15 protein-coding genes are annotated in these 17,538 nt (G+C 71.2%); 12 read left to right on the top strand and 3 right to left on the bottom strand.

Annotation, left to right across the window (positions count from 1 at the left end; genetic code table 11):
- The first annotated feature begins 141 nt into the window (after positions 1-141).
- The 12 genes from mtnA (at position 142) to rplT (ending at position 13,657) form a co-directional block, all read left to right on the top strand.
- Positions 142-1,401 carry an S-methyl-5-thioribose-1-phosphate isomerase gene (mtnA, locus tag AC6I0Y_RS06875; RefSeq protein WP_497730358.1) on the top strand — a complete coding sequence of 420 codons (1,260 nt, stop codon included), beginning with the start codon at positions 142-144 and terminating at the stop codon, positions 1,399-1,401.
- 27 nt (positions 1,402-1,428) lie between these two features.
- Positions 1,429-2,472, top strand: coding sequence for a deoxyguanosinetriphosphate triphosphohydrolase (locus tag AC6I0Y_RS06870; RefSeq protein ID WP_497730355.1), 1,044 nt, complete (start codon positions 1,429-1,431; stop codon positions 2,470-2,472).
- A 748-nt stretch (positions 2,473-3,220) separates the two neighbouring features.
- On the top strand, positions 3,221-4,354 hold the full coding sequence (locus AC6I0Y_RS06865) for an AzlC family ABC transporter permease (RefSeq protein WP_497730353.1): 1,134 nt from the start codon (positions 3,221-3,223) through the stop codon (positions 4,352-4,354).
- Positions 4,351-4,674: an AzlD domain-containing protein gene (locus tag AC6I0Y_RS06860; RefSeq protein ID WP_497733656.1), complete on the top strand. Its 324-nt coding sequence runs from the start codon at positions 4,351-4,353 to the stop codon at positions 4,672-4,674. The genes AC6I0Y_RS06865 and AC6I0Y_RS06860 overlap by 4 nt, the downstream gene beginning before the upstream one ends.
- A gap of 1,399 nt (positions 4,675-6,073) precedes the next feature.
- Positions 6,074-7,750, top strand: coding sequence for an ABC transporter substrate-binding protein (locus AC6I0Y_RS06855; RefSeq protein ID WP_497730350.1), 1,677 nt, complete (start codon positions 6,074-6,076; stop codon positions 7,748-7,750).
- A 4-nt stretch (positions 7,751-7,754) separates the two neighbouring features.
- Entirely contained in the window at positions 7,755-8,777 is a 1,023-nt protein-coding gene (locus tag AC6I0Y_RS06850) for an ABC transporter permease (RefSeq protein WP_497730348.1), read from the top strand.
- Positions 8,770-9,699 carry an ABC transporter permease gene (locus AC6I0Y_RS06845; RefSeq protein ID WP_497730345.1) on the top strand — a complete coding sequence of 310 codons (930 nt, stop codon included), beginning with the start codon at positions 8,770-8,772 and terminating at the stop codon, positions 9,697-9,699. Before AC6I0Y_RS06850 ends, AC6I0Y_RS06845 begins: the two co-directional genes overlap by 8 nt.
- Before the next feature lie 13 nt (positions 9,700-9,712).
- The gene (locus AC6I0Y_RS06840) at positions 9,713-10,912 is read left to right on the top strand and encodes an ATP-binding cassette domain-containing protein (RefSeq protein WP_497730343.1); all 1,200 of its coding nucleotides are present in this window, start codon (positions 9,713-9,715) and stop codon (positions 10,910-10,912) included.
- The gene (locus AC6I0Y_RS06835; protein WP_497730340.1) at positions 10,906-11,511 is read left to right on the top strand and encodes an ABC transporter ATP-binding protein; all 606 of its coding nucleotides are present in this window, start codon (positions 10,906-10,908) and stop codon (positions 11,509-11,511) included. The genes AC6I0Y_RS06840 and AC6I0Y_RS06835 overlap by 7 nt, the downstream gene beginning before the upstream one ends.
- A gap of 981 nt (positions 11,512-12,492) precedes the next feature.
- Positions 12,493-13,062: a translation initiation factor IF-3 gene (gene infC / locus AC6I0Y_RS06830; protein ID WP_160710540.1), complete on the top strand. Its 570-nt coding sequence runs from the start codon at positions 12,493-12,495 to the stop codon at positions 13,060-13,062.
- Between the two features lies 1 nt (position 13,063).
- Entirely contained in the window at positions 13,064-13,261 is a 198-nt protein-coding gene (gene rpmI / locus AC6I0Y_RS06825; RefSeq protein WP_160710541.1) for a 50S ribosomal protein L35, read from the top strand.
- Positions 13,262-13,300: 39 nt separating this feature from the next.
- A complete protein-coding gene (gene rplT, locus AC6I0Y_RS06820) occupies positions 13,301-13,657 on the top strand; it encodes a 50S ribosomal protein L20 (protein ID WP_497730335.1) in 357 nt (118 codons plus the stop codon).
- 115 nt (positions 13,658-13,772) lie between these two features.
- Here the strand turns inward: rplT and AC6I0Y_RS06815 are convergent, their stop codons facing one another.
- The 3 genes from AC6I0Y_RS06815 to AC6I0Y_RS06805 form a co-directional block, all read right to left on the bottom strand.
- The gene (locus AC6I0Y_RS06815) at positions 13,773-14,180 is read right to left on the bottom strand and encodes a NifB/NifX family molybdenum-iron cluster-binding protein (RefSeq protein WP_497730332.1); all 408 of its coding nucleotides are present in this window, start codon (positions 14,178-14,180) and stop codon (positions 13,773-13,775) included.
- Positions 14,181-14,292: 112 nt separating this feature from the next.
- Positions 14,293-15,876, bottom strand: coding sequence for a DEAD/DEAH box helicase (locus AC6I0Y_RS06810; RefSeq protein ID WP_497730330.1), 1,584 nt, complete (start codon positions 15,874-15,876; stop codon positions 14,293-14,295).
- Between the two features lie 68 nt (positions 15,877-15,944).
- Positions 15,945-17,420, bottom strand: coding sequence for an MGDG synthase family glycosyltransferase (locus AC6I0Y_RS06805; protein WP_497730327.1), 1,476 nt, complete (start codon positions 17,418-17,420; stop codon positions 15,945-15,947).
- Positions 17,421-17,538 lie beyond the last annotated feature (118 nt).

The following is a 17,538-nucleotide window of genomic DNA, read 5'->3' as shown; positions in this document are numbered from 1 at the left end:
TTGGGCTCGGATGCCGGCGGCGGCCTCGGGAGGGGCGGGTCGCCCTGGAGGCGGCGTGCGTTTTTCGGGATCCCGGCCTGGCGTCCGGCGCGCTACCGCGGTTGCGCTAGAATGGGCGGAAACCTGGCGGAAGGAGGCCCTATGGCGATGGTGGACGTCTCGCGCTTGCCGCGGACGGTGGCACTCGAGGAGGCAGGCGGGATCCCCCGGCTGGCGCTGCTTGACCAGACGCGCCTGCCGGCTGAGGAGGCCTACCTGCGCACCTCGGACTGGCGCACCGTCATCGATGCGATCAAGGGGCTCGTGGTGCGCGGCGCGCCGGCCATCGGCATCGCCGGCGCGGCGGCCGTGGCCCTGCGCGCCTGGGAGTTCGTGGCTGCCTGCGGCGGATGCGCCGGCGCGCTCCGACCTGATCTGGCCATGGGCTCCGCTGTCGGCGTGACGGGGGAGGATGCTCCCGCGCTCGACTGCCTCAGCTGCCAGCGCTCCTCCGCGCTCGCAGGCTGCGCGTCTGCGCCTGCGGGGGACGATGAGCCCGCCCGGGCCCTCGACGCCCACCGCACCTTCGTCCTCGACCCCGACGCGGCCGACCCGGAGCTGTTCCTCACCTCGCTCGAGTTCGCCGGGCGGCTCATCGCGGGCGCGCGGCCCACGGCGGTCAACCTGTCCTGGGCCGTCGAGCGCGCGCTGGCCGAGGCGCGGCGCCTGACAGGGGAGGGGGCGGCGCCGCGCGCGGTGGCTGAGGCCCTGGCGAGCCTCACGCGCCGGATGATCGCCGAGGACGAGGCCGCCAACCGCACGATGGGCGCGCATGGCGCGGCGCTCCTTCCCGACGGCGCGACGATCCTCACGCACTGCAACGCCGGCAGCCTCGCCACCGCCTTCTACGGTACCGCTCTCGGCGTGGTCTACGCTGCCGCCGAGCAGGGCAAGATCGCACGCGTCTTTGCCGACGAGACCCGGCCCGTCGGCCAGGGCGCGCGCCTCACGGCCTGGGAGCTCGCGCGCGCCGGCGTCCCGGTCACGCTCATCTGCGACGACATGGCCGCCTCGCTTCTCGCGTCGGGCCGGGTGGACGCCGTGGTGGTGGGCGCCGACCGCATCGCCGCCAACGGGGATGTGGCCAACAAGATCGGCACGCTCGGCGTGGCGGTGGCGGCGGCGCGCTTCGGCGTGCCCTTCTACGTGGCCGCGCCGCTGGCCACCGTCGACGCTTCGGTGCCTGACGGCGCCGCCATCCCCATCGAGGAGCGCGACCCGTCCGAGGTGCTGCCCACGCCCCTTGCGGGGGTGGACGTGTGGAACCCCGCCTTCGACGTGACGCCGGCCGAGCTCATCGCCGCCGTCATCACCGAGGCGGGCGTGTTCGCCCCGTCCGAGGTGGCGCGCGCCTGCGCGTGATCCTGTCCGATTCCGAAGGAGGCTGCCATGCACATCATCCATCGCGAGGACCAGGAGCTGCGCGAGCGCGAGGTGCTCGCGGCTGACGCGGCGCTCGCCGCCGACAGCGAGGGACGCGAGCGCTCCGGCGAGCCTGACCTGCTGCGCACCGACTTCCAGCGTGACCGCGACAAGATCCTCCACGCCAAGTCGTTCCGCCGCCTGTCGCATAAGACCCAGGTCTTTCTGGCTGCCGAGGGCGACCACTACCGCACGCGCCTCACCCATACGCTCGAGGTGGCGCAGATCGCGCGCACCATCGCGCGGGCCCTCGGGCTCAACGAGGACCTGACCGAGGCCATCTCGCTCGGGCACGACCTGGGGCACACCCCCTTCGGGCATACCGGCGAGGATGCGCTGGCGCGCTGCATCGCCGCCTGGCGCGGCCTGCCGCCTGCTGACGCGCGCGCCGAGGCGCTCTACCGCCACAACGAGCAGAGCCTGCGCGTGGTGGAGGTGATCGAGAACGGCGGGAAGGGGCTCAACCTCACGGCCGAGGTGCGCGACGGCATCGTCTGCCATACCGGGCCCACGCGCGCTGAGACCCTCGAGGGCCGTATCGTGGCCGTGGCCGATCGCATCGCGTACGTGAACCACGACATCGACGACGCCATCCGCGCCGGGCTTTTGCGCGAGGCCGACCTGCCTGCCAGCACCCACGAGGTGCTCGGCCCTGACCACTCGTCGCGCATCGAGACCCTCGTGCTCGACCTCGTGCGCACCTCGGCGGCCGGCGACGACATCCGCATGAGCGATGCGGTGTGGGCTGCCATGATGGAGCTGCGCGCGTTTCTGTTCGCGCACGTGTACCAGGCCGATGTGGTGATGGTGGAGGTGGATAAGGCGACGCGGCTCGTCGAGGCGCTGTTCCGCTACTTCATGGAGCATCCCGCCGAGGTGCCTGCCGAGTACCGCGCCATCTCCGGGGGCGATGACGTGCGTGCCGCCACCGACTTCATCGCCGGCATGACCGACCGCTACGCTAAGGCCACCTTCCAGGACATCTTCGTCCCCAACTCGATTCACTACTAGGGGAGCGAGCGGCCGGCCGGCGGGACGGCTAGGGCGAAGGGCGGTTGGTTCGCGGGCGCGACCGGTGCGGCTGACCGGCCAGCGCGACCGGCGGGCGGATGGCCGAGGTGGCCTGCGGGGGCATGCGGCCGATGCGGCCGGCCGATGGTCGCGACCGGGCGGCGGGCGCGGTCGGACAGCCAGGGAGGCCGGCGCGACCGGCGGGCGGATGGCCGAGGTGGCCTGCGGGTGCGGCGGACGGGTCGGCTGCGCGATGTGGCCGGGCGCCTGGGGCGGTTGGTCGGTGGGCGCGCCCTCGCCCTCGCATGCGGGCGCAGTGGGCGGCCAGGGCGGGCGGCGGCCGGCGGGCGCGACTGGTGCAGCTGACCGGCGGGCGCGACCGGGCGGCGGGCGCAGCCGGCGCGGCCGGCGGGTGCGTTCGGACCGGCCGGCAAGTACGTTCTCCGACGCTAACGGGGCCAAAAATGACGACTTGACGACGTGGCTGTGCCCCCGTCGGGGCCTAAGCCGTGCGGATGGCGCGTAAAACCCCAGGTCGCGCTCTGCGACGTTCGCCAGGGCGCGCGGCAGGATCGCGTTTCCGCCGGTTGCTTGTCGTCAGGTCGTCATTTTTGGCCATTTTGCGGCGCGCGGCTGCGCGACGGCGCGCTGCGGCAGGCGTCGCGTCCCCGAGGCGTCTCTCTTCCCGGCCGCACGTCGTCGAGAGCACCTCGCGGGGGAAGGAGCGAATGGCTATAATGGGCAGGCTGTGATTTGCCGAGACCACATACGCGATGCCTTCCAGGCGGCCGTGCCCATCATGCTGGGGTACGTCGCCATCGGCATACCCTGCGGCATCCTGTGCGACTCCATCGGCCTGAACGCGCTGCAGGTGTTCCTGCTCTCGGCGCTGTTCTACTCCGGCGCCGGGCAGTTCATGATCCCCAACATGTACCTGGCTGCCTCGCCGCTTGCCTCCATCATCGCGAGCGTCTCGCTCGTCAACACGCGCCAGATGCTCTACGCGGCCTCCTTCGCGCCGGAGTGCCAGGGGGTCTCCAAGCGCCTGGCGTTTCTCTTCGCCGCCACGGTGACCGACGAGTCCTACGGCGTGTCCACGGCCAAGTTCGCCGAAGGCGGCTGGTCGGTGGATCGCGCGCTCATGGTGAACCTGTTCTCGCAGAGCTCGTGGGCGCTGTCGAACGTGGCGGGCGTGCTCGTGGGCGGTGCTATCGGCATCCCGCTCAACATCGCGGCCTTCGCCATGACCGCCATCTTCATCTGCCTGCTCGTGACCCAGCGGATGACCTCGGCCAACATCGTGGCCATTGTGCTGGCAATGGCAGGTGTGTACCTGTGCAAGGCCGTGGGCCTCACCGGGCCCGCCATCCTGGTGGGCGCGCTCCTGGGCGTCGCGGGCGCCATGGCCTACGCGAGCCTGCGCGACCGGCGCATCGTCGCGAAGTCCGCCCAGATGGACGCCGCCCTGAGCGGTGGGGATGGTGCGGGGAGCGCGAAGGGCGAGCACGTGGGGAGAACGCCGCGAGACGCGCGCGAAGCCCGGGGCGCAACTGCCGGAGAGCAGGCGGAGGAGGACGCGGGGCGCCGGACGGATGCCTGGTGCGAGGCGAGTGCTCGCGCGGGCGCGGCGGACGTGCACGCGGATGCTGCTGGTCGGTGCGCGGCGGCTGGTATGCGAGATGCGGATACGGCGCTGGAGGGCGAGCGGGCGAAGCCCGGGGCGTGCGGTGCGGATGCGAGCCGCCTGCCGAGGGCGGCGGTCGCACCGAACGCCCGAGGCGCTGCGGACGGTGACGCGGCGAGCGTGCGTGAGGCGGCGGCCAACGGCGCCGCGGGCGAGAAGCTCGCCGCAGAGGACGCGGAAGGAGGCGCGTGGCGATGAGCTGGGAGGAGTTCTGGGTCGTGCTCGTAGTGTGCGCGCTGACGATGCTCGCGTGCCGCGTGCTGCCGCTCTTTTTGCTGAAGGGCCGCGAGCTGCCTCCGATGCTCAGCCGCGCGCTCGGCTTCATTCCGCCCGCCGCCTTCGCCGCCCTGGTGGCCAACGACCTGCTGACGCCGGGCATGTTCGCCGGAGGGCTGTGGCCCGCGGCCGTTCCGCTCATCGCCGCCCTGTGCGTGGTGGTGGTCGCCTGCAAGACGCGCTCGCTGCTGTGGAGCGCGGTAGCCGGCGTCGTCTCCTACGCCCTGCTCACGCTCATCTGACGCTCGCGTCATCGCGCGGGAAAGCCGACGATGTGGCTTGCCGCCCGCGCGTCTCTGATAAGGGGCGCGGCTTCTCAGAGTCGACTTCTCGAAGGTGGCTTCTCGGAGGTGGCTCCCCAGGGACGGCTTCTCGGGGATGACTTCCATGGGGCAGCGGGCGAGGGTCCTGCTGTCTTCTTCGAGTGTTTCACGTGAAACAAAAACGAGCAAATAGTTATATATGGAGAACTTTTGTCCAATCCTCGGGGTTTCGAGGGCAAATGGCATGCGAGCATTCAGGCAGCGAGGGTTGGCGCGCGCGTGGGCGCTCGGGTCGCGAGGGTTGACGTGTGCGTGGGTGCTCAGGTTGCGAGGGCCGATGGGGGACAGATGGCTGGGCGTGAGACCGATGGGGGACGGATGGCTGGGCATGATGGTTGGTGGGGTGCGGGTAGGCGGGCTGCGAGGATGGATGGACGGGTGGGCGCTCGGATCGAAGGGGAGGTGGGCATGCTGATGGCTGAGCTGCGAGGGTGGCTGAGTCCTTGGGCGGGGTCGTGACGACGGATAGGCGCGGGCGCTCGGACTGCGAGGGGGGAGGGGCTTTGGGCTAGCGGGGATCGAGGGCAGGGGGATGGCGCGGGCGAAGGAGGCGCCGCATCCGTCGCCCGCTTATGGCTGCTCGGCATCGCGTTGCCGTTGAAAGCGTACGAATGTTTCACGTGAAACATTTTGCACGACAGGCGTACTTGCGCTGCGTGAGAAGCGAGATAGATGGAGGTCGCCGTCTGCGTCACCGCGGCCGGCAAGTACCACCCTGCGCTGCGTAAGAGGCAGAATCGCCCGAGGAGCGAAGAGGCGCTGAGGGGGCGGGAAGGCAGTTGGATACGGGGCGACTTGGCTCGAAAAGCCACGCTTTACTACGTACGAATGTTTCACGTGAAACATTTCGTCGCCTTTATCTGCCGGAGAAGCGAGGGATGCTGCTGGTTTGCGGGAATGCCCTTGCGGGCGGGCAGCGGAGTCGGCCGCCAGGCGGAGCGCCTTGGACGGGCGCGCAGCTCGCCTGTTCGCCGGCCTCCTCGCGCGTGTCCTCTCACGTGCGGCGTCCCCTCCGCTTCCTCGCGGTAGGCGTCCCTCTCCTTCTCGCGGGTAGATGTCCCTCTGCCTCCTCGCGCGCGGGCGCTTCCCCTGCCGCTTCGCGCGTCCTTCTTGTGATGGGCGTCTTTCGGCCGGTGGGGTGCGGGGCGGCCGTTGGGGGAGGGTGGGGTGCCGTTCGCCTAGCGAGGTTACGCATTTTCAAATCGTAACACCGACGGGGCGCTCGACTGCTATCATGTGTTACGAATTGGAGATTCGTAACACCGTGAAGCGACCATCGCGGCAGCGTCCGGCTGTCGGCGAGCGAGAGGAGACGCCCGTGGCTTCCACTACCCCTATTACTCGACGCAGTTTCATGCGGGCAGCGGCCTGCACAGCCGGCGCCCTGTCAGCTGGCGCGCTCATGGGCGGCTGCGCGCGGCAGGACGACCCGGCTCCTGCAACCTCGGGATCGGGGGAGGGGTCGGGCTCCAGCGCGACGCCGGGCCAGGTGGTCATCACCATGACGCCGGGGTCTGAGCCGGCGGGGGGCTTCGATCCGCTGGTGGGCTGGGGAGCCGGCGAGCACGTCCACGAGCCGCTCATCCAGTCCACCCTCATCACCACCGACGACAACCTTGAGTTCGTCAACGACCTGGCCACGGCCTACGACTGCTCGGACGATGGCATGACCTGGACGTTCACCATCCGCGACGACGTGCGCTTCACCGACGGCGAGCCCCTGACCGCCGCCGACGTCGCCTTCACCGTCAACGGCATAGTGAACGGCGAGGCGGCCGAGGCCGACCTGTCCATGGTGCGCGAGGCCGTGGCCCTCGACGACGTCACCGTGGAGCTGCGCATGGCGCGGCCCAACAACGCCCTGCTCTACACCCTGGCGGTGGTGGGCATCGTGCCCGAGCACGCCTACGGGCCCGACTACGGCACCCACCCCATCGGCAGCGGGCGTTACGTGCTGGAGCAGTGGGATCGCGGCCAGCAGGTCATCCTGCGGGCCAACCCCGACTACTACGGCGAGAAGCCGCTCATGGACCGCGTCATCGTCCTGTTCATGGAGGAGGACGCCTCGCTCGCGGCCGCCCAGTCGGGGGTCGCGGACGTGGCCTACACCTCGGCCTCCCTCGCCGGCGCCGCGCCTGCCGGCTACGACCTGCTCGTCTGCGCGACGGTGGACTCCCGCGGCATCTCTCTGCCCACGGTGGGTCCTGACCACGACCCGGTGGTGCTGGAGGGGGACATGGCCTACTCTGCTGGCAACGCCGTCACGTGCGACGTGGCCGTGCGCCGCGCGCTCAACTACGGCATCGACCGCGATCTCATGATCGACAACGTGCTGGCCGGCTACGGTTCGCCCGCCTACAGCGTGGGCGACGGTATGCCGTGGTCGAGCGACGCCATGCGCGTGGAGACCGACGTCGACGCCGCCTGCGCGCTGCTGGACGAGGCCGGCTGGGCCCCCGGGGCCGACGGCACGCGCGTCCGCGACGGCGTGCGCTGCGCCTTCGACCTGTATTACTCCGCCGGCGACTCCACGCGTCAGGCCCTCGCCTACGACTTCGCCGAGCAGTGTGCCGCCCTCGGCATCGCCGTGAACCCGCGGGGCGCCAGCTGGGATGACATCTACCTGCGCCAGTACGCCGACCCGGTGCTGTGGGGATGGGGCTCCAATTCCCCGGTGGAGCTCTACGAGCTCACCTACTCGGGCGGCTGGGGCAACTACCCGCTCTACGAGAACGCCGACGTGGACGCCGCTCTCACCGCGGCCCAGGCCCAGCCCACCGTGGAGGCGTCGTATCCCTACTACCAGCGCGCCCAGTGGGATCCGGCCACGGGCACGGGCGTGGCCCCCGAGGGGGCGGCCACGTGGGTGTGGCTGGCCAACGTCGACCACCTCTACTTCGAGCGGGAGGGCCTGGTCGTGGCGGCCCAGAAGCCGCATCCCCACGGCCATGGCTGGTCGCTCGTGAACAACATCGACCGCTGGAGCTGGGCGTAGGGCCGTGGCGCGCTTCGTCCTGGGAACCATAGGCCGCTTCGTCCTGCTCATGCTAGCGGTGAGCCTGGCCGTCTTCGTGCTGGTGGACCTGTCGCCCATCGACCCGCTCCAGGCCAACCTGGGCCAGGCGGCCCTGCTGGGCATGAGCGACGAGAAGCGCGCCGCCCTGGCCGAGCGCTGGGGCGCCCACACGCCGTGGTCCGAGCGCTACGCCGCCTGGGCCGGCGCCCTCGCCCAGGGCGACCTGGGCACGTCGCTGCGGTACAACCAGCCGGTGGCCCAGGTCATCGCCGAGCGCGCGGGCAACTCCCTGGCGCTCATGGGCATCGCCTGGGTGGTGAGCGGCGTGCTCGGCTTCGCCCTGGGGGTGGCCGCCGCCCTGCGGCGCGGCCGTCGGCTCGACCGGGCGGTGCGCGCCTACTGCTTCGTCCTGGCGTCGTCCCCGACGTTCTGGGTGGGGCTGCTCCTGCTGACGGTGTTCGCCGTGGGCCTAGGCTGGCTCCCGCTCGGGTTCTCGGTGCCGGTGGGGAAGGCGGCGGCCGACGTCACGCTCCTCGATGCCCTGCGCCACGTGGCGTTGCCGGCGCTCACGCTCTCGCTCACGGGGGTGGCCAACATCGCGCTGCACACGCGGGCCAAGGCCCTCGACGTGATGGGAAGCGAGTGGTTCCGCTTCGCCCGGGCGCGCGGGTTCTCGCCGGCGCGCGCCATGACGCGCCACGGGCTGCGCAACCTGGCGCTTCCCGCCGTGACCCTCCAGTTCGCCCAGGTGGCCGAGATCTTCGGCGGCTCGGTGCTGGTGGAGGAGGTCTTCTCCTACCCGGGGCTGGGCCAGGCGGCCGTCACGGCGGGCCTCGGCGGCGACGTGGAGCTCCTGGCCGGCATCGCCCTTGTGTCCGCGGCCCTCGTGTTCGCCGGCAACCTGATGGCCAACCTCGTCTACGGCCTGGTGGACCCGCGCCTGCGCGTCTCCCGCGCCACCGCCTCCGCTCGCCCGCCAAGAGGGGAGGGGATCGCCCGTGGCTGACCTGCAAGGCGCCGCCGACGCCGTCCGCACCGCCCCCGCCCCCTGTGTGGCCGACGCCCCCTGCGCCGACGCCGTCCCCCTGCTCTCCGCTCCGCGCGAGCGCCGGCTGCCCAACCGCCGCGCCGCCCTGGCCCTGGCCGTCCTGGGCACCGCCGCGCTCATCGCCGTGGTGGCCGCGGGCCTGGCCCTGGCCCCCGAGGCGTCGCGCGTCGACTTCGCGAGCAAGGCCCTCGCCCCCTCGGGGGCCCACCCCTTCGGCACCGACTGGCTCGGCCGCGACATGCTCCTGCGCACCGTCTCGGGCCTGGCCGTCTCCGTCATGGTGGGGCTGTCCGCCGCCGTAGCCTCGGCCCTCATCGCCCTGGCGCTCGCCACCGCCGCGGCCCTCGGCCCGCGCTGGGCCGATGCCGTGGTGAGCTGGCTCATCGACCTCCTGATGGGCATTCCCCACATCGTGCTCCTCATCCTCATCTCCTTCGCCCTGGGCAAGGGGTTCTGGGGCGTCGCTGTGGGCGTGGCGCTCACCCACTGGCCCAGCCTCACGCGCATCCTGCGCGCCGAGATCCTCCAGTGCCGCCAGTCCGGCTACGTGGCCGCCGCCCGCCGCCTGGGCGCCTCGCCGCCGGCCATCGCCTGGCGCCACCTGGTTCCCTACGTGCTGCCGCAGTTCATCGTGGGGCTCGTGCTGCTGTTCCCCCACGCCATCCTTCACGAGGCCGCCATCACCTTCCTGGGCTTCGGCCTGCCCCCCGACCTGCCCGCCATCGGCATCATCCTCTCCGAGGCCATGGGCTACCTCTCGGCGGGCATGTGGTGGCTCGCGGTGTTCCCGGGCCTGGCGCTCGTGGGCGTCGTGATGCTGTTCGACCTGGTGGGAAGCTCGTTGAGAAAGCTGGTGGATCCCCATGGCGCCCAGGAGTAGGAAGGTGAGGGCTGTGGAGAAGGAGCTGGGGCGCGCCCCTGGCGCCTCTGTCGCGGAGCAGGCGCCTTGCGGCCTGGCATCTCCCGCGGAGGTCGTGGAGGCGGCGCCCTCGGCCGGCCCCGCCGCCGCGGAGGCGCCCCACGAGGCCCTCGACCACGGCGCCTCGCCGATGCATCACCACCACTCCCACGCCGCCGGCTCGCGCCACGGCCACGGCCATCACCTGCTGCAGGTGGAGGGGCTCTCGGTGTCCTTCCGGATGTACGACGACGAGGCGGCCCCGTTCTTCCGCGCGCCCCAGCGCGACGTGGAGGTCATCCACGACCTGTCCGTCTCCGTCCACGAGGGCGAGATCGTGGCCGTGGTGGGCGCGTCGGGGTCGGGCAAGACCCTGCTGGCCGACGCGGTGCTGGGCCTGTTCGAGCCCAACGCCTCCGTGCGCGGGCGCATCTGGTTCGACGGCGAGCCCCAGGACAGCGCGTCCCTGGCGGCCCTGCGGGGGGCCGGCGTGGCCCTCGTGCCCCAGTCGGTGGCGAGCCTCGACCCGCTCATGCCCGTCGGGCGCCAGGTGGAGGGCGTGCCGCGGGGCCGCGGGGCCGCCCGCCGCGCCGACGCCGCCCGCCGCGCCGAGCGCCGCCGCGCGCTGTTCGCCCGCTACGGGCTGGACGAGGCGGTGGCGCGGCTCTACCCCCACGAGCTCTCCGGCGGCATGGCCCGCCGCGTGCTTCTGTGCTGCGCCCTCATGGACGAGCCCCGGCTCATCGTGGCCGACGAGCCCACGCCGGGCCTCGACTTGCCCCTGGCCGTGCGCGCCTTGGACGACCTGCGCGCCTTCGCCGACGGGGGCGGCGGGGTGATGCTCATCACCCACGACATCGAGCTGGCGCTGTCGGTGGCCGACCGCGTGGCGGTGTTCAAGGACGGCACCGTGGTGGAGGAGACGGCCGTGGCCAGCTTCGCCGCGCCGGAGCTGCTGGCCCACCCCTTCAGCCGCGCCCTCTGGCACGCGCTGCCCGAGCACGGGTTCGCCGTCGCGCCCTCGGAGGAGGGCGCCTCCGGCGGAGCCGCGACGGCGAAGGCCGCCGCGCCGGGCGCCACCGGGCCAAAGCCGGGCGCCGCCCCGGCCCCCGCCCCCGACCGGGCGCCGGCCGCCGGCGAGGGGGAGGCGCTCACCCGCGCCGACATCGCCGCTGACGAGGAGGATCCATGCTAGAGGCCCGCGACATCACCTTCGGCTACGGGCGGCGGCCGCTCTACGAGGACTTCTCTCTCGCGGTGGCCCCCGGCGAGCGCGTGGCCCTCTCCGCGCCGTCGGGCTTCGGCAAGACCACGCTCTGCCGCGTCCTGGCCGGCTACGAGCGGCCCTGGGCCGGCAGCGTCACCGTGGACGGCGCGCCCCTGCCCCGGCGCGGCCCCTGCCCGGTGCAGCTGGTGGGCCAGCATCCCGAGCACGTCGTGGATCCCCGCATGCGCCTGGGGGCGTCCCTGGCCGAGTCCGGCGGCGCGCCTGAGGAGCTCGGGCGCCTGCGGGAGGCCCTCGGCATCCGCGACGCGTGGCTCAGCCGCTTCCCCCACGAGCTCTCCGGCGGCGAGCTGCAGCGCTTCTGCATCGCCCGGGCCCTCGCGGCCCGCCCGCGCTACCTCATCGCCGACGAGGTGTCCACCATGCTCGACGCCCTCACCCAGGCCCAGATCTGGCGCGTCCTGCTGGACGAGGCCGCCCAGCGCGACCTGGGGCTCGTCCTTATCTCCCACTCGCCGGCCCTCACCGCCCGCCTCGCCACCCGCGTGGTGACCCTGGCGGAGAAGTGACGTCTGCCTTGCGCCTTGCCTCGTCTCTCCCGCGTCCGTCGGGCGTCTCCTGCCGCATTCTCATCGGAAAGTGGCCAAAAAAGACGACCTGACGACGAAAATGGCGAAAATCACGCCCTCTAGGAGGCGCGGGTGGTCTTCGGCGCGCTCAAGGCGCAGGCGTCATCAGGGGTTTTGCGGACAAACTGGAGTTCGCGGGCATCTTTTCCGTCGTCAGGTCGCCTTTTTTGGCCACTTTACACACGGAGTTGGCACGTCGCCTGGGTCGGCGGTTCCCGCGTCGCGGTTCACGCACGGGCAGGAATCGATTTCGTCCGCCTCCGCCTGCCGCCTTGTTCTAGCGTCCCCGCCAGCGCCCGCTGCCCTGTCCCCTGTGTCCGTGGGAGCGCCCGCGGCGGGCCGGGCGCCGCCTCGCCCCTCCGGGGGGGGGGATCCCGGTTCCTCCTGCCCCCCGGTCCCGGGCCCCGGCCGAAGTTCGGCTCGGAGACGGCGAGAAGGCGCGGCTCCGCATGGTCGGGCGCGGGCGCTTCTCTCCCCGGGGCGGGCGCTGCGCAACGGAGGGCGGGCGCGACCTGGGGAAGCGCCGGGTGCTCGCCGAGGAGGGGAGTCTCCGATGCGCCTCCCGAGGTCGCGCGGCGCCGCTCCTGAGAAGGTTGTTGCCGAACTCAGCCGCACGCGTCCAGCTGAGTCTTGAGAAAAAGGAGGGGCGTATGGATCAACTCACGAATCAACCCGGCAGATTTAAGAAGACATAGCCACCTTGCATTCCCAGCTTCCCCCTTGCATCTCCACGCGCGATGCCCTATACTGCAAAGGCTGTTTAACAAGAGAGGGGAAACCCTCCACCTGATTCGGCGCCTTGGCTGCTGATGGGTCGTTTGCATAGGCAGGCCGCCTCGGCGGCTTGGAACCTGGAACGAGCCCGCCGCGCCTCATGCGCTGCGGGTTTTTCAATGCGCCCGGAAGGCGCGAAACGAGGAGGTGAGCGCGATAGCTGCTCAAGAGCCCCGGCTCAATGACGAGATCACCACGCGCGAGTGCCGTCTGATCGACTTCGACGGCAACCAGCAGGGAATCTTCCCCACCGCGCAGGCCAAGCGCATCGCCGAGGAGGCCGGCTACGACCTCGTCGAGATCGCGCCGAACGCCGACCCGCCCGTCTGCCGCATCATGGACTATGGCAAGTTCAAGTACGACCAGGCCATCAAGGCCAAGCAGGCGCGCAAGAACCAGAGCAAGATCGAGGTCAAGGAGATGAAGTTCCGCCCGAAGATCGACGTGGGCGACTACACGACCAAGAAGAAGCACGTGCTCCGGTTCCTCGAGGCGGGCAACAAGGTCAAGATCACCATCATGTTCCGCGGCCGCGAGATGGCCCACCCGGAGCAGGGCCTGTCCATTCTCGAGCGGCTTGCCGACGACCTCAAGGACGTGGCGGTCATCGAGAACCAGCCCAAGATGGAAGGCCGTAACATGCACATGCTCATCGCCCCGCTCCCGGCGGCGGTGAAGAAGAAGGACTCTAAGAAAGAAGAAGGAAAGGACGAGTAAGATGCCTAAGATGAAGACCCACCGCGGCACCGCCAAGCGCTTCCGCGTCACCGGTTCCGGCAAGATCATGCGCGCCAAGGCGTTCAAGAGCCACATCATGACGAAGAAGAGCCCCAAGCGCGAGCGCAACTTCCGTCACGAGACGGAGATCGCCGAGGCCGATGCCAAGGTCGTCAAGCGCAACCTCGGCCTTCGCTAGTCCCGCTCATCTTACCGTCAACCAAGGAGTGATTCAGATATGCCTCGTGTAAAGCGTTCCATCCATGCCCGCAAGAAGCGTCGTACCGTCCTCGCCCGTGCGAAGGGCTACTACGGCGCGAAGTCCCGTTCCTACCGCGCGGCGAAGGAGCAGGTGCAGCACTCGCTGCAGTACATGTACCGTGACCGCCGCAACAAGAAGCGCGAGATCCGCCGCCTGTGGATCACCCGCATCAACGCCGCGGCCCGCATCAACGGCCTGTCCTACTCGGTGTTCATGAACGGCCTCAAGAAGGCCGGCGTGACGCTCGACCGCAAGGTGCTCGCCGACATGGCCGTGAACGATCCTACGGCGTTCGCCGCCCTGGCCGAGGTCGCCAAGAAGGCCGTCGCCTAGCCATCGGCCCTGTGCTGGAGAAGGGAAGCGCCCGCGTCATCCGACGCGGGCGCTTCTTCGTTTCACGGCGCAAAAAAGCCGACGCGTCAGCGCCGGCTCCTCAATCGGGGGGATGCTAGACGGCTGACTCCAGGTCGCGGTAGATGCGATCGAAGGCGGCGTCGATGTCGCGCTCGTCGGCGAAGTCCTCCTGGCTGGCATGGCACAGCTCGGCGGCGCCCATGAGCGTGTGGTTGAGGTAGGCCTCGGCCACCTCGCGCGCGGTGCCCTCCACGCCGGCCACCACCTCGATGCCGGCGTAGCACAGCTCGTTGGCCATATCCATGTCGATGCCGCCGGCGATGAGGGCGTCAAACCCGAGGTCCTTCACCAGCTGCGCGGCGTCGTGGCTGGTGACGCCCATGTTCGGGAGGTTGCGGCAATCGGTGATGATGCCCTTTTCGACGGTGTAGCACATGAAGCTGGCGCACTGGGCGGCATGGTGCGACACTCCCATGCCCTCGCATGCTACGGCAACCTTCATGGCCCACCTTCCTCTCTTCTTCCTCTCCCTGGAACGCTAACGATACCGTGAGCGGCAGGCGGGGAGGACGGCGCGCTGGGAAGCGGGTTTCGCCGACGGCGAACGGGGGCCGCTAGCGCCGGCCCGACCGCTCGCCGCGCGAGCGGCGCTGCTCGGCCACGGCGGCGCGGTGGGCACGGCCGGGGCGAAGATCCGCCTTGCCGCCCGTGCCGGAGCGCTTGCGCCCCGCGGCAGCGCTCGCCTGGCCGCCGCGTCCGCTGCGCCCCGCTCCCTGCGCGCTCGCGGCGGCTCCGCGGCCTGCGCCTGCGCCCGCGCCCTTCGCGCGTCCGCCCGGTCCGCCTGCAGCCCTCTTGCCGCCGCCCGCCCCGCTCGCACCGGCCTTCGCCGCCTTGGCCTTGGGCCTTCCGCCCTTGGCCTCGCGCGCCTCGGCGGCCTCCCCGGCCGCCTTCTCCTTGGCCTTGGCCTTCTTGCGCTCGCGGGCGCGCATCTCCTTGGCGGCTTGCGCGAGCTCCGGATCCTTGCGCGCCGAGGCCTGGGTGGCGCGTGCGGCCGACTCGGCCGCGGCCTGCTCCACGTCAAAGCTCGCTACCTCGAGGGCGGGGATGGGGCGCTTGATGAGCTTCTCGATGGCCGCGAGCTCCTCTTCGGTCTCGGGGATGGCGAAGGACACGGCGAAGCCCTCGGCGCCGGCACGGCCGGTGCGCCCGATGCGGTGCACGTAGTCCTCGGGCACGGCGGGCAGGTCGAAGTTGACCACGTAGGCCACTTGGTCGACGTCGATGCCGCGGGCCAGCACGTCGGTGGCCACGAGGATGTCGGTCTTGCCCTGGGCGAAGTTGCGCAGCGCGCGGTCGCGCTGGTTCTGCGAGCGGTCGGAGTGGAGCGGCTCGGCGGCGAACCCCCACTTCTTGAGCTTGCGGCAGGCCGAGTCGGCGCGGCGCCGCGTGCGGACGAACACGATGACGCGCTCGGAGCCGTAGTCGTCGAGGATCGCGCGCAGCAGGTCCATGCGCAGCGCCTTGGGCACGCGGCAGAGGTACTGGTCGACGGTGTCGGCCGTCTCGCCCTTGTGGGCGACCTGCACCACGGCCGGGTCGTGCAGAAGCTCGTCTACCTGGCGGCGCACCGACTCGTCGATGGTGGCCGAGAACAGCAGCGTCTGGCGATCCTCGGGCGTGGCGGCCACGATGCGGCGCACGCTGGGAAGAAAGCCCATGTCGAGCATGCGGTCGGCCTCGTCGAGCACGAGCACCTCCACGTCATCGAGAAAGACCGCCTTCTGCCCCATGAGGTCGAGCAGGCGGCCGGGCGTGGCGATGAGCACGTCGGTGCCCTTCGCCAGGCGCTGCTCCTGGGGGCCTTGGGCCACGCCACCCACCACGCAGGTGACGCGGCGCCCGTCGCCGGAGGCGATGGCCTCGCACACCTCGGTGATCTGGTTGGCCAGCTCGCGCGTGGGGGTGACCACGAGCACGACGGGGTGCTTGGCCCGCGTCGCGCGGCCCGTCCGGTCAAGGGCCGGCAGCGAGAAGGCGGCCGTCTTGCCGGTGCCCGTCTTGGCGGCGGCGATGAGGTCGCGTCCCTTAAGCACGAGGGGGATGGCGCGCTCCTGGACGGGGGTCGGGCTCTCGTAGCCCAGGCGCTCGACGGCCGCGAGGGCGGCGGCGGACAGGCCGGTTTCGGCGAATGAGGTCATGGGAGGTGGTTCCTTTCACGGGGCGCCTTATGGCCCCTTCAGCTTGGCGGGGCGCGGCCCCGGACGGTCTAGCGGATGTGGGCCGGCTTGCGCCCCCAGTAGAAGTCGATGAAGCGCTTGCGCCGCGTGCGCGCATCGGGCGCCTCGTCGCTTTCCGCCAGCTCCCAGGTGGCCTGGGCGATGTCCACCGCTGCGTTCGGCTTGCGCAGAAACGACGCGTTGATGAGCATGGCGTCGGTGCTGGCGGGATGCGCGTCGATGTGACGCAGGGTGTCCAAAAGCTCGCGGGCGGTGGTCACGTGCAGGGCCGCGCCCGAGGCCGTGAGCATGCGGACGTTGGCGTTCTCCTGCCCGTAGGCCCGCCCCATGAGCACCATGGGAACGCGCGCGCAGAGGCACTCGGTCACCGTGAGGCCGCCGGACTTGCAGATGATGAGGTCGCTTGCGGCCATGAGCGACGCGATGCCGTCCACGTACTCGAACACCGTGACGTTGGACAGCCCGTAGTCCTCGCACTGGCGGCGCAGGTGCTCGGCGTAGGCGGGGTCCTTTCCGGCGATGACGACCAGGTGCAGGTCGTCGAAGGAGTGCAGGTAGGGGAGCAGCTTGTCGAGCGCCTCGCGGAAGTGCACGTAGGGCCGGGGAAGGTGCGCCCCGGCGAGCGCCAGCACGAGGCGCTTGCCGGCGGGAAGGCCGAGCTCGGCGCGGACGGCGGCGCGGTCGTACTCCTCGCCGAACGCCGGACGCGTGGGGATGCCCGTGATGCGGATGCGCTCCTCGGGCACGCCGCGCGGGCGCAGCGTCTCGGCCATGTACTCGTTGGCCACGCAGAACAGGTCGGCCTTGCGATGGGGCCACATGCCCTCCACCTCGTAGTCGGTGGGCACGCACACGATGGGGAAGTCCTGGCCCGTGAGCATGCGGGCGCCCACGGCCACGTTGGCGGCGGTGATGTGGGTGGCCACCACGGCGGCGGGCCGCTCGGCGCGCACGTACTCGGTGAAGCGGGGGAACATGGCGTGCACCCAGATGGTGCCGCCGCCCCAGAGGAGCCGCCCGGTCAGGGTGTAGCGCCAGGTGAGGTCGTAGATGGGCCGCGTGAAGCCGGTGAACATCGAGGCGGTGGCGTTGCCGTCGATGGCTACGCGCCCGTAGTCGAGGATGTCGAGGACGCGCACCTCCAGGTCCTCCGGGAAGGCCCCGCCGAAGCGCTCGGCCGCGACCGGGTCGTCGCGGAGCAGCTCGAAGGCCTGGGCCACGGCCTCGGCGGCGCTGCGGTGCCCCGATCCCACTGAGGCGTGCATCACCAGCACGAGCGGCCGGGCGGCCGACGCATCGACGGCGAGCGTCGCGTCGTCGTCAGCGGCCAGCGCGACGCCCGCCGCGGGGACGAGAGCCCCGGCGGGGGAGCCTGCGACCTGCACGGGGTCGTCCGCGGCGTCCGAGGACGCGCCTGCGGTGCCGGGGGATGCCGCGCCTGCTGCCGTGGTGGCCTCCGCGGCCGGGCCGGTCGGGTGCTGTGAGGGGGTTTCCTGCGTTTCCATGGGGCCATCATAGCGCATGGCCATCGCGCAGCGGCCGGGCGCGGCCCATCGTCACCAAGAAAGCGACGTTCGGTGGAGGCACGGTGGCTCTTCGGCTATCATGGGCGGGGTACCGCGA

The sequence above is a fragment of the Adlercreutzia sp. St.1H8 genome (genome assembly GCF_059728655.1).
This window is presented reverse-complemented; position numbering and strand designations above follow the sequence as displayed.